General features: G+C 45.4%; 7 protein-coding genes. All 7 read right to left on the reverse strand.

Annotation, left to right across the window (positions count from 1 at the left end):
• Positions 1–4: 4 nt before the first annotated feature.
• The 7 genes from ABTV53_RS25665 to ABTV53_RS25695 all read right to left on the reverse strand — a co-directional run bounded on the left by ABTV53_RS25665 (position 5) and on the right by ABTV53_RS25695 (position 13,483).
• On the reverse strand, positions 5–2,728 hold the full coding sequence (locus tag ABTV53_RS25665) for a stalk domain-containing protein (protein WP_433747837.1): 2,724 nt from the start codon (positions 2,726–2,728) through the stop codon (positions 5–7).
• A gap of 229 nt (positions 2,729–2,957) precedes the next feature.
• Positions 2,958–4,184 carry a stalk domain-containing protein gene (locus ABTV53_RS25670; protein WP_433747840.1) on the reverse strand — a complete coding sequence of 409 codons (1,227 nt, stop codon included), beginning with the start codon at positions 4,182–4,184 and terminating at the stop codon, positions 2,958–2,960.
• A gap of 116 nt (positions 4,185–4,300) precedes the next feature.
• Positions 4,301–8,086, reverse strand: coding sequence for an S-layer homology domain-containing protein (locus ABTV53_RS25675; RefSeq protein ID WP_433747842.1), 3,786 nt, complete (start codon positions 8,084–8,086; stop codon positions 4,301–4,303).
• A gap of 209 nt (positions 8,087–8,295) precedes the next feature.
• Positions 8,296–9,498, reverse strand: a complete 1,203-nt coding sequence (gene metK / locus ABTV53_RS25680) for a methionine adenosyltransferase (RefSeq protein ID WP_433747845.1) — start codon at positions 9,496–9,498, stop codon at positions 8,296–8,298.
• A 255-nt stretch (positions 9,499–9,753) separates the two neighbouring features.
• Positions 9,754–10,026, reverse strand: a complete 273-nt coding sequence (locus ABTV53_RS25685) for a small, acid-soluble spore protein, alpha/beta type (RefSeq protein WP_433747848.1) — start codon at positions 10,024–10,026, stop codon at positions 9,754–9,756.
• A gap of 148 nt (positions 10,027–10,174) precedes the next feature.
• Positions 10,175–10,741: a hypothetical protein gene (locus tag ABTV53_RS25690; protein ID WP_433747851.1), complete on the reverse strand. Its 567-nt coding sequence runs from the start codon at positions 10,739–10,741 to the stop codon at positions 10,175–10,177.
• A gap of 135 nt (positions 10,742–10,876) precedes the next feature.
• Complete coding sequence (locus ABTV53_RS25695) at positions 10,877–13,483, reverse strand: hypothetical protein (protein WP_433747853.1); 2,607 nt, start codon at positions 13,481–13,483, stop codon at positions 10,877–10,879.
• Between the last annotated feature and the right edge of the window lie 253 nt (positions 13,484–13,736).

The raw sequence follows: 13,736 nt of genomic DNA on the forward strand, positions 1-13,736 counted from the left end.
CATATCACGATGAGATGGTAACGGTCTTCGTTTTCTGTTCCCATTTTACAGTCAGTCCAAGTTGCTCGGAAACGAGTCTAAGAGGGACTAAAGTCCTACCACCCGTTACGTATGGTGCAACAGTTGCGCTCTGTCTTTTACCATTCAGAATGAATTCTTTCTGCCCTACAACCAGATCAATCAGCTTGCCACCACGTAATACCGTGATCCGCTGATTTTTGCTATCCCAGCTTGCCTGACCACCAAAAGCATCCAAAACATGTTTGATTGGCACATACGTCGTACCATTTTTCAGGACTGGTGCTGCATCAATTGTTTTTTTCGTTCCATTCACCGTCATTGATTTCTGTCCAAGCACAAGCGAAGCTGTTCCCATAGGCAATCCGACTTCGCTGGACTTGGAAGGCATCGTGAATGCGATGTTGTCAAAAGCAACCGTACCTGATTTCGCGCGCTCATCCTGACCTTCTTCCACGTTCACCACATAGACCCGCTTCAGCTTCGCCGGGTAGGCCATGTTCAGTCCGTTCAGGTCCACGCTCAGCTTCTTCCATCCATTCCAGTCAATCGCCTTGGCGAGATCAGCATATACCGTTTTGCCATTGGCATCCGTGAATTCGGCACGCAGCCAGTTCAGGCTCTTATCTCCCATAACATCCATCGACATCGATGTCGCCGCAGCAGATACCTCTTTACCAGTGGAACCGTTCAGTTGTGCATAAGCGTACATTTTGCCTGTTCCCGCTGTCATGTCATAACCGAGTTGCAGCACATTGGAGCCGGCTTTCTCACCCGTTCCAGCCGTCACGCTTGCCGAACCGGTTACACCTGCTGCATTCGTTGTGAAGTTGATCGGATAATTCACATTTTCGAAATTCTCCCAGATCGTTTCGCTGGCAGAAGCCGAAAGTACTACGACTGTGCTGTAACCATCATAACGACCAATCGCGTATCCCACTTGTGCACCAGCATTGACGGAAGATACGGTTAATTGGTCAGCCGTCACTTTACCTTTGAACCCGATAAATTCCCATGTCAATGAGTCCGCCGGAACCGTAACACTTTGCCCGCTCTTCGTCGTTGCCGTAACCGGGATGGACATCGTTGTGCCTGCTTTGAGCGAACCGAGACCTGATCCTGCTGTCAGGGAAGCCAATTCACTTCCACCCAGTACCGATACTTTAATGGAGGATGAAGCTCCATTGCTCGTTGCCGTCAGCGTTGCTGTACCTGGCTTCACGCCTTTGATCGTTCCGTTGCTAACACTCACGATGCCGTTGTTGCTGGACTTCCAGGACATGCTGATATCGCCTGTTGCAATCGGGTTGTAGTAGGTGTCATATCCCTTGGCTGTGTACTTCCCCTCTTGTCCCACCAGCAACGTTTGGCTGCCACTCACGGCAAAGCCCTTCAGTTTACCTGCAGGAGCCGTAGAGAACACCCCTAGCGTGTTTACAACCTGACGTTGCTCGGTGCCATACTCTGTATTGAACGTCAGACTGGCGGTTTGCTCCCCTAGCGGACGGGTTACCATCGTTGTGGAGCCGCCTCCGTCCAAGTTCATGCCTTTCCAGACACCCACACTGGTCATAAAGGATTGCAGTTCCGTCAGCGACATCCCGCTGCTGTTACTGTTTTTCTCCGCTGCAATGATGTAGACATACCGACCATCCTGGGAGTATCCTACTGCCGTTCTTGCACGAATGCCACCAATGCCGGAAGATGCGATATCACGGGAAAAGGATGCTGCCTTACCACTATTCACCAGAATGGTATGACCACCAATCATCATCTCCAGATTACTTGGATCAACCGATTGCCCGGTTGTTTTGGCTTTCAGCTTGTAATCCGCATCCAGGGTCTGCCCAACGGATAGATGGCTCATGATCCATGTCGCTGCTGTTCCATGCGCACGCAAAATATACCCGTCCTGCGGCACCGTCATGTTTAGCGCTTTTTTATCCGAGATTTGGGTAATGACTCCGTTCTGCACGAGGACCTCTGTCGGCGTTGTGGAAGGATCATTTGGACGTTTGGAGGAGGTCCATGCCGGTGTATAAATATACATCGAATTGGCATGACTATATTTCACCGCACCCGACTCTACCGTATAATCCTCTTTATTTATCCCACGCAAAACAAAGGTTGAACCATCCTGTGCCTTCACAGTCCCGTCAAATGAATACTCGTCGATCATCGGTTTGCCATCCTTGGTCACTGTGAGGGCATACATGCCCGACAGTTCGGAAGGTGTGGAGACCAGTACACCATCGGAGACCTGTCCACCGATCGGCGAGAGTTCCCCGGATACATTGAAGTAATCACCATTCACAGCAGCTACCGCACCATTTTCCTTAGCCATGGCACCTGTGCTCTGTTTACTGTTCAGATTCCCGCCCTTGCCTGTCATCACATCCAGCTTCACATACGGGTTCTGCAGATCCACCTGGATCACATCCGCCAGTACGTTGACCTTGGAACCGGAACGTGTTGTCGTATATCTGTATTTCATGAGCTTCGCACCCGAAGTCAGAATTTCCTCACTCAACTTGCTTGTATTCGTCGATGCCGCTGAGGCCACCGATTGCCACGAAGTGCCTGACCACATCTGTCCTCCCGCGCTCATCACCGGTGCAATCCAGATCACACCCGCCAGCGTCACTATTGCCCATTTCTTCACCTTACTGCCCTTAACGTCTTCCAGCTGTTTCCCATGTTTCCCCAGCATGTCTGAAACGTCTCTCCCATCTTGTATATCAATCTTAGACATCCCAACACTGCCAAGTAGGCAGCTGATCGCGAGATCTCTAGTATACTCTTCTATTAATAGACTGCTTTTTGTGGAAAAAGTTACGCCCATAGCTAACTTTGAGGATATTCTTGGCAAAAGAAACCCATGTATGCAATTAGCTACTCATACATGGGAATTTATCTGTATACTGATATTCGTTATATTTTCAATTTAACTCTGGGAAATGAATTTCGGGTAACATTCGATTGGGGTCGTCTTCGTTCTCACTAATGTCATGATCATAACTATAATTCCAGTGCCCATTGGCGTAATCGAGGTAGATCAGCGCTTCATATATAGAATGGTTCTGCTCTATGTTCTCTGAGATGTAGCCCCATTCCAAGGTTGCATGAACAACAGCTTGGTTCTCCCCAAGAAACACCACTCGTTCATTAGACATATGATACGTAGTGTCTCCATACTCAAAGGAAGCTCTTGTAATGTGCTCCCATGTTCTCCATTCATCAACTGCATTTGCGTTCATTCGTTCAATATCAAATGGCGAAGTATATTTATACGTTAAATCAAAGTCTTTCTGATTAAACGCTCTATAATATTGCCTGAGGTCAGATAGGACATTTTGTTGCTTCTCATTAAAATTCTCTTTTATCGTATGTACAGATTTATCGATATCTTCTGGAAGTGTAGTATTACTGGAAAGATATCGATCCTGAAGAATTTTCCACATATTATTTTCTTTCTTAATTCTGAATACGATCTCATGCTGGTCGTCCATTACCTGATTATTATGAATATAAGTAACGTAAAATAATGCCTGGTTCGCAGACTCATATGTAATGCTTGTGATATCAACATTGTAGATTCGATCAGGAATTTCGCTCACTTTGGGTGCTATCTTACTATCCGTCAAATAAGATCTCTGCATATGATCTGAAGCTAGTAGTTCTACAGTGAAAGCTCTATCATATGTTGTTATCAAATCAAGTACCTCTTTCTCTTGACCATACCCATACTGCACCATCCACGCCGTATTCGACTTTTGATCATACTTAATCGAGTGCTTGGTTAACCAGGCGGCATAACGGATAGGCAAATAGAATTTCCCATCAATTTGAATACCCGGCCTTTGTAATTCGTAGTAATCTCCCGATCCACTAATGTAACCATCATCCGGTAGGAAGATAAATTTTGAGTTCCCGATCTTAACTGAAATCTCTCGATCTACCACGGAGTAATCCGCTTGGTACCCCATTAATTGAATAAACTCTCGAAACGGAACATACAGCGTTCCTGATTTTGTCATCAGTTTGATGTCAGTAGGTTTTTCATTAACGTACAGTTGTATGGATTCTTTATTATTTTGAGCATAAGCCAGTGATGGTAGGGATATTAACCCCAGAACAAGGAAAATTACTAGCATTTTTTTAAACAAATTCACACCCTCTATCCATGAAATTTATATTTTATAATATAAAAAAGCGAAACCAACCAGTTGAACTTATTCCTCTGATCGATTTCGCTTCACTAAGATAAAAGAGCTAATTACTATTATAGATATCCTAACTTGTCCAAAACCCGTTTCAACATGACTGCTGCCTGTGCACGAGTTGCATTTCCCTGAGGTTCAAATGTTCTGGCTGTCATGCCTTGAATGATTCCCTCCTGCACCGCTTTGGCAACAGAATCCTTAGACTGGATTTTGTTGCTGTCCTTGAACTTGGAAAGAGTGGTGGCAGCTGAAGATTGAAGAGAGACTGTTTTCCCACCGTAGTTCATCGCACGTACCATCATAAGTGCCATCTGCTCACGCGTAATAGGGCGATCCGGCTTAAACGTACCATCGGTATTTCCTGTAATGATTCCCGCTTCAGCAGCAGCACCGATATAGGCACTTGTCACACTACCGCTGCGAACATCCTGGAAACGACTTGCTGCGGTAGGTTCTCCATTCAGTCCTAGACCTCTAGCGACCAATTCAGCAAATTCCGCACGTGTTATGTTCTCATTCGGTCGGTAGAAGGAACCACCCGGTGTGTTAATTATCCATTTGGCAGAGAGCTCCTTAATGACCTCACTAGCCCAGTGTGACGCCGTATCCGGATAACTAACGATGTTGTTAACAGGGACTACCGACTGATTGCCATTCAGTTGTCCTCTAACAACTACACCACCTGTCGTATTTTTAAAGGAACTAGGTACATTCGATAATCTAAACGTAACTGGATCGATATACGTAAATCCGGATGTTACACTTGGAGTATTGGCAGCCAATTGCATGGCCAGTTGGCTTTTGACATTCTGATCCACACGTTGATCGCTTGTTCCGTTACCGGCATACAAATATACGTCCGTATAGTTGCCAAGCTTCTGTGCTCCTGCACCTGCAATCAAGCCTTCCATCGTCCCCGATGAAGACACAGGTACCGTCTCTAACTGAACGTATAAGGATGGCACTGCTGCTCCTGTCGTTGTACTTGTGTTTGACGTTCCTACACTCCGAATCATAGCCGCCATATCTAGATTAGACAGTGGCACCGTCCAGAGAAGATCACCATATTTCACACCAATAGTGCCTGTGCGATAACTTGCAGCAATCTGAGTCAGTGCATTTAATGGGAATCCAACATACGCAGCCGATTCACTGTCCGAAATCTCGAATACTACCGGCTGAGTCAATTTCCCGTTTGCTCCAGCATATTCAAAGGACTGAATCAACTTGGTTGCATCCACGTTGAATTGACGAGTCGGGCGATTATAGTGGGACATCGCAGATACAGCAGAACCTGTAGTATTATTCATCACAAGTAAAGACTGACCATAGCTCGATGCATCCAATTCCGACAACCAGGAAGGACGATTTCCCGACTGATTATTGTTGTTGGAACTATTATTCGTCTGTTGTAACGTAAGTGGACCAAATGCTGTTATCGTGACATTCGACGCATCACGTAACGGCACCGCCCCAGGTACATAACTCACCGTTCCCGTCGGAGTAGCTGTCGATGCTACTGTTGAAGTATCCACTTTCAACGTCACCACAGATCCAGAAGCTGAAGCAGACGATACGGTTGTCGTTGAATTACCAATCACTACATTGAACTGAGATGCTGTTAGTGCAGCCTGGGACTGGATTGAATCACGGAAATTAATCTGAACCGTGTCTCCCTGAAGCGTAGCCGACAGGATTTTGCCATTCCCATATGTGTACGTTACTGGAGTCAGATTGAGATATCCTGCTGGGTTATTGTTCAGATCCGTTAATCGCAATGCTCCAGGCACATATGATAACGATATATTTTGCGTATCTTTCACCGCCGAAGCCAGCGTTAACGTGACCAGATCATTTTCGATCTCGGAATCATTAACGAAGACGGGCTTGCCATCGACCAGAACAGAATATTGGCTGTTGAGCGGTTTATTCGTCGTATTCAGTGGTTCATTATAACGTATCCATAACTTGTTACCACTCACCTCAGCACTCTTGAACTCAGGTGGTTTGGTATCAATTGAATTGCGGACATAGAAGCCGCTGAATCCAGCAAGAGCCTGTCCACGTGTATCTTTTACAGGCCATGAACCTGGCGTGTATGCAACCTGAACGACTTCACCATCCGTAATGGATCGACTAAGATTCAACGTTACCACAGAGCTGCCGTTGATCGATATGCTATTGATGCCTACAGCCGACTGATCCGCAGTTACACTGAATTGTCTTGCTGCATCACTTGAAGTGATATATACCGTCTCAGGATAGTACAACGTCATTGTACTGTAATACACGTTACCTTCTCGCGGCTTGGACATAACAGAATCTAAACCGTTCTCCACATCTCTTGCGCCAAAAGCAGCCGCAGCATTGGAAGACTGATCTGTAAGACGATTACCTGTAGTACCGGGTGCATATGCGATCCGCACAACCTGTCCTACCGCTACACCCGTATCCAAGACAACATATACACTGTCACCTGAGATATAAGTGGAGCTGACATTCCTCTTTTCACCATTTACAGTTACAGCATAAGTACTACTCAGCGAATTAGTGCTGTACAGCCACTCATCATACGTCAGGCGAATGGTGTTATTGCTATGCATCTTCGCATTCTTCAACACAGGTGCAGTTGTATCTGCACTTAATGTTTTAAAGGCCCATGATGTAGACCCATTAAGACCTGTAAATGTATTTCCTGCTTTATCACGAAACGCATTGGCTGGAATATCTACCACGTAATTTGTGTTGCTATCTAATGCGTTTGTAGGTGTAATAAGCAATTGTCTATTGTTTGCACTATTTATGACCGTCTTAGATGCAACGGTTGCTCCATTTGATTTTTTGAGCGTTACATTCTGAATGTAATTTGGATCAAGTTCTTTATTAAACGTAACTGTTAAATTTCCCGTTAAGGGTGCATTGGTAGTACCGTTTGCGGGAGATACAGTAGATACCATAAGGGATGTCGGATCGGATATGACATTGAATCCCCAAACATTCCCATTAATTGCACTGATATCATTCTCATTGCTATCCCGCAAATAACCTTCTGGCATTACGATGTAATATGTAGTGTTGTTGTTCCAGTTATTCGTGGGAACGATCGTAATCGTATTGGTTCCAAAACCTGTAATTCGAGGTGTTCCTGCGTTTACTGGAATCTGCTCAAATACAGTACCACCAACTCTTCCCTGATAAATAATGAGATTCCCTCTACCTGCGGTTACCGGCTTATCGAATGTCATCACTACCTTGGTTGAAGGGGATACTATTGCTGCGTTATCAGGAACTCTACTCACAAGGGAAGTTGAGCCTAGCCCCAGCGTACTGAAGGTCCACTCTTTGTTAGTCAGTCCCGGAAATGCAGTATTGTCCGCGTAAACAAATGATTTATTATCTATCTCTACGTAGTATGTTGCTCCTGGTAGAGTCTTGCCCAATGTAATCGTCACTCGTAGGCCAGTAGCTGGTACAGGTGTGTTGTCTCCCGCATCCGGTGTCGTAGGATCTGTAATCGGTGGTGTGGGATCAATCACGACTTGTTCACTGGATACTAGCACCGAACCCATCGTTGTGTTGTCATCCAAACGCTTAATCAAGATTGAACTTTGTGTACCAGTTGCTTTCTGAACAGGTTTATCAAAATCAATAACGAATGGTACTGAACTATCCACATTCGTTCCTTTCACAGCAGGAACAGTATTCGTTATTCCATTTGCACTTAATGCGTGTGCCGCATATGCTTCCCGCTCAACTCCACTCCAACCCGTAAGCCAGCCTTGAGCCGTCAGCATAACGATCAAGAGTCCAAGTATGCCTTTTCTGGCGATTCCCTTCAATTTCACTGATCTTCCCCCTTATCTGAATTTCTTCTCTTGTCTGATGTACAGACCTCATTATGTATTTCGGTTAGAGAAGGGATTTCATTTAGTTATTTGGGGATATATTCCATAATTTTTCCTTTGTTCATGACAAGCAGTGAAATCGATGGAAGCACAAAAAAGCCCTTAATTCCTTTAACGGAATCAAGGGCTTCATTACTTTTGAATCTAACTTACAGACCTGCTTGAGTTTTCAAAAGGTCCACTTTGTCCACTTGCTCCCAAGGTACATCCAGGTCTGTACGGCCGAAGTGACCGTAAGCAGCGGTTTGTTTGTAGATTGGGCGACGCAGATCCAGCATACGAATGATGCCAGCCGGACGAAGATCAAAGTTGTTACGCACAAGCTCAACCAATTTCTCTTCGCTGACTTTGCCAGTTCCGTATGTATCCACGTTGATCGATACCGGGTTGGCTACACCAATCGCGTAAGCGAGCTGGATTTCCACTTTGTCTGCAAGACCTGCAGCTACAAGGTTTTTCGCTACGTAACGAGCCGCATATGCTGCGGAGCGGTCTACTTTTGTTGGATCTTTACCAGAGAACGCACCACCGCCGTGACGTGCATAACCGCCGTAGGTATCTACGATGATTTTACGTCCAGTAAGGCCTGCATCTCCCTGAGGTCCGCCAATAACAAAACGTCCTGTTGGGTTGATGAAATATTTTGTCTGCTCATCCAGCAATTCAGCTGGAACGACAGGCAAGATTACATGTTCTTTGATGTCGTTTTGAATCTGCTCCAATGTAGTCTCTTCAGCGTGCTGAGTAGACACAACGATGGTATCCACACGTACCGGCTTGTCACCGTCGTATTCAATCGTTACTTGCGTTTTACCATCCGGACGAAGATATTCCAATGTACCATTCTTACGCACTTCCGCCAGACGGCGTGCGATACGGTGGGACAATGCGATTGGCAAAGGCATGAGTTCAGGTGTCTCGTTTGTTGCAAAACCGAACATCAGACCTTGATCACCCGCACCAATGTTTTCTGTTTCACGAGCGACTTGTTCCGGGTCACGGTTCTCAAGCGCTGCGTTAACGCCTTGGGCAATATCAGCGGACTGCTCATTCAGAGAAGTCAGGACTGCACAAGTGTTATAATCAAAACCGAACTTAGCACGTGTGTAGCCAATGTCCTTAATTGTATTACGAACGATGGACGGGATGTCCACATATTCAGAAGCTGAACTGATTTCACCAATGACAAGCACTAAGCCTGTGGCTACGGAAACTTCGCAAGCTACGCGAGCATTGGGGTCGTTTGCAAGAAACGCGTCCAATACGGCGTCTGAGATCTGATCGCAGATTTTATCCGGATGTCCTTCGGTTACAGACTCCGATGTAAATAGATGCCGGCCTTTAACAGACATGAAGTTTCAACCTCCCATAACTAGTAGTATGGCGATTGCCCGAACAAAACATGACAGCGATTCGTTCACTGTACCCTCGAAGCTTTCCAAAATGGAATAAGGACGCAGGGTCCGCAGTTGCGAAGATAAGGATTTTTCAGGTAATTGCCTCAAACGAAAATCAACCTTTCCCTACTGGAAAAGGTTGCATACCTCATATGCCATCTTAACGTATTTGTCAAGACGTGTCAAACGGATTGGGTGAAGGAAAATGCCCTATAAGTGCTGCTCTGCCTGGCGAATTAGCCTTTTGGTGATCTCTCCACCGACCGATCCATTCTCACGGGAAGTCAGATGTCCCCACCCTTTGTATTGCCCATAAGAGTGATCACTCACTTCACCCAGTTCAGATCCAAATTCTGTATCCGCACCAGCCAAACCTCTGCCACCATAACCCACATTCAGACCAAATTCTGCAGCAATCTCATATTTCATCTGATCCAGCATTTGACGACTCTCGGGTACTACTCTGCGATTGTTTCTAGCCATGGTTCCTGCACCTCCGTTAATTGGTTGTCGACAGTTATAGAGTGAGCAGGAACAAGGTTGGCTAGCCGTATTAATGTTTGTTAGAACTGGGTAATCTGAGCAAATGAAATGTATGACGAATGAATAATTCCTTTAACAGCTACAAATCCTATTTCAGAGTATATCCACCACGAACCATTACGGTTAGGCTATATTTGTTTCCTTCCAATACCGTGATCCCCCGTCCATCCCTTGGAAAAGAGAGCAGGTGATTGGTCGGCGCTGCCTGTCCATTTGTCAGATCAATCCCGTCCGTCAGATCAGCTACGCCATTCGTACCCTCACTGACAATCACAGCTTTGCCGCTACGTACAATGAACTCCGCACCGGACTTGCCGATCAGCTGTTGACCCGGCTTAACCGTTACGATCTCAACAGCATCAGATGCGCCTGAGACCAGTGGAGGAAGGGTAGTGTCTCCACCTGTGCTGCCTGAGTTTCCGGTTCCCGTAGAGCCGTTATTGCTGCCAGATGAGTTGCCAGAACCCGTACTTGTGCCTCCACCCAATGCTTTTTGAATCTGCTGATCTACATAACTCTTCGTTACAACCGGATCGTCTGCTGTTCCTGGCTGGCTTGTACCTGCACCGATAGCTGTGTTGCTGTGTACCGACCCAACCCACACGCCAACACCAATCGCTAGTGCAGCAATGGATACTTTCATATAAGGTTTCATGTGAATCATTTTCCTCCTCTGGTAATCTATTAACTTTAACTATAGAGAAAAAATAGGGATGCGACAAGCAAAACCTCGTTTCCGTGGAGGTGGAAACGAGGTTTTGTGGATAATTATAGTGCTGGCTGTTCTTTATCAAAACCCATCCGATGGGAACGTAGGGAACTCCGGTTCTTCTTTTGGAAGCTTAGAAATGTCGTATCCATAACTTTGCTCTGCAAGACGGATACGTTGTCCTTGAAATTGATCATATACTGTCAAACGATACGAACCACCACGCAATTTTTCGAAGAAGCTGTCTTCTACACTCCAGCTCAGCGTCTGGTTAGTTCCCACTTTCAGATCGGTTCCCAAGGTCAGTTCTTTCTCATATGTTTTTCCCGCTTGATCCGTCAGTGTAAGGATTAACTTATGCTCGTTCTCACCCATCTCAATCTCTTCATTACGTGATAAGCTGTAGTTCATCTCGATCTGTACAGACGAACTTCCTGCCAGATACGCTCTCACACTGTTGGCAGTCCAAGAGTAAGGATAGAGATCAATATTGGTCAACGAGCTTTGAACGCTAATTGAAGTTGGCGGCACTTCGAATGCCAGAGCATTCACATAAGCAGTCGCTTCCCCTTCACCTGTTACAAACTTGCTGTCTGCAATGCCTTCGCCCACAATCAGACGCAAGTCTGAGAAGGTAACGGACTTCGGAATCTTAGCCCAGAACGTAACGATCGACTTCTGACCCGGCCCAGGCAGACGCTCTGCTTGCTTCGCAGTTGCTCTGTAATATTGGCCATCCGATGTCTTAAAGTAACCTACAAGTTTGCCAAGCCCACTTTGACGCAGTGATTTATTCTTCATTTCGAATTCTGTATATACAATATCTGAAGACGTCCCTGGATAACGAATCGTTCTGCGTACACCCATTTCGGTCTCTTTATCCGCCGTACCCGATGTGTATGTCTTGCCGCTTCCAACATAAGATACCGGTGAAATCAGTCCAGACGTATTTAGCGTGATCCACTCATTCGTTTCTTCTTCACTAACTTTCTCGTTCAGACTAAGTTCAAGACGAGAGATACGTAATTCAGAAGGAATCTTGGTCAACAGGTAGGCCTCGGTGGTCATGCCGGCTCCAAGTAACTTGCCACTTTGTGTGTAGATTAACTTCTTGTCTCCTTCAATCTCAGCAGAATCAATCATAAACATCGCTTCAAGCTCAGGAAGTTGAACTGTTTTGTTACCTGCATTACGAATGGTTACTTTGGCAGCAACAATATCACTGTCCAGCCAAGGCAAACGCTGTAACGATCCAAAAGACACACCAAATGTACCTTTGTTATTTTTAATGACCGTTTCGGTCGTCAATCCATCTCCACTGGATACCGATTCAGGAATTGCGTAGACGCCTACAGGATAGGAGAAAACAAATCCATTGGTTGGAGAAGAAGCTGTTGCTGACTCTGTACTTTCATTTTTGTCCACCGGGCTCATTACATAGAGCTTGATCTTTTTTGTATCCCCATCACCCTGAAGGATTGCATTGAGCTTAATCGTCTTGATATCGCCTGGGTTCAACTTCAAAGTATCCAGTGCTTTGGTTTCGATCGGATAGACTGTTCCGTCAGTATTCCGTACCTCGAAGGTATATGTCGGCACCTTAATGGCTTTCTTACCTTCATTCTTGAGTTTCATTTGAAGGTTAAGACTGTACTCACCATCATCGATTCTGACTTTACTGGATTCAAGTAATGTGGACAGTCGTTGTCCTTCAACCGAAATAATGTTTGGCTGATTAGCAGCCACTTCTACATTCGTTTTGCTAGCCTCTGGTAATTGGAAAGCAGCAACAGGCAGAACACTCTTCTCTTCACCTTGTTCTTCTACCAGCAACAACTCAGACTTTTGCAGCTTCACTGACGTTGGAAGAGATGCCATCAGACTGAGAGCCATATTAGCTTGGGCTTGAATACTGACACTCGTGCTGTCTTCATCCGGAGTTAGCGGATAGTTCGTACCACTTGGCGTACGCAAAATCCATTTGATATTCGGATTTTCAAGCAATTTATAGCTGATATTGTTTAAATTCACGCCAATTTTCACATACTGTTTCTTATCTTCACCTGGAAACACTTTAATGCCTGATACTTTCACCTTCACGGCAGAATCACTAAGACGAACCGTCTTCGGCTTACCTACAGGTGTAGTAATACTATAGGATGCGGGCACGTTAAACTTACCCAACGTACGTTCATAGTTAGCTTGACTGAAATCCCACTTCACGATGAGGAAGTTCAGATCGCTCAGTTTAACTTCGCGACCCACTTTCATGACATAGGTCAATTCGACTGTTGATCCAGGCGCGACGGTTTTCTTTTCCTGATCTTTGGCAATCAGTTTTGGCGAGAACGATGTGCCACCCTTTGTCTTTACCTTGCTCCAGTAATCGAGCATCATCATTGGGGTGCTATCATTGTTCTTGTAAGACAATGTATACGTAACCACATTGCCATCATCTTGAGTCAAAATATTTACATCTGTTAATCTTACGGAACTTCGTGCTGTTACTTTAACAGCTGACAGGTTACCCAGGGTATGTACAACCTTCTGCGTTGTTGTCGTTTTCTTGCTATTTGAACTGGTGGCAGACGTTTTATTGGTTGTGCTTGCTCCCATGGCGATCCCAGCGGTTGAACTGATCAACATCGCACTTGCGAGCAAGCTCACAAACATTTTCTTTTGATCCACTTCCAAACCTCCCATAAGTTGCTTGTTACTTTATAGTATAAACGTTTAAGAGCAGGAGAAAGTTACGATGTTGTCGTGTATCAACAATTTAAAAGTTCTCTAAGTTAAATAAAATGGAGTAGGAGGACTCTTATTAATTGAGTAGCCTATCTCTCAAACCTCCGTACGTAGCATTCCGCATACGGCGGTTCAACCATTTGAGCGCAATCGACAGTACCTCAAGCGGGTGTTTTTCCTACTGTTAAACTATTTC

This window comes from Paenibacillus amylolyticus, assembly GCF_050990605.1.
Classification (GTDB): Bacteria; Bacillota; Bacilli; order Paenibacillales; family Paenibacillaceae; genus Paenibacillus; species Paenibacillus amylolyticus_H.

Excerpts from the sequence above, each read along its gene's own strand:
- ABTV53_RS25685 (WP_433747848.1), bottom strand. The coding sequence starts at position 10,026 with ATGGCTAGAAACAATCGCAGAGTAGTACCCGAGAGTCGTCAAATGCTG.
- ABTV53_RS25665 (WP_433747837.1), bottom strand. The coding sequence starts at position 2,728 with ATGCTGGGGAAACATGGGAAACAGCTGGAAGACGTTAAGGGCAGTAAG.
- metK (WP_433747845.1), bottom strand. The coding sequence starts at position 9,498 with ATGTCTGTTAAAGGCCGGCATCTATTTACATCGGAGTCTGTAACCGAA.
- ABTV53_RS25690 (WP_433747851.1), bottom strand. The coding sequence starts at position 10,741 with ATGAAACCTTATATGAAAGTATCCATTGCTGCACTAGCGATTGGTGTT.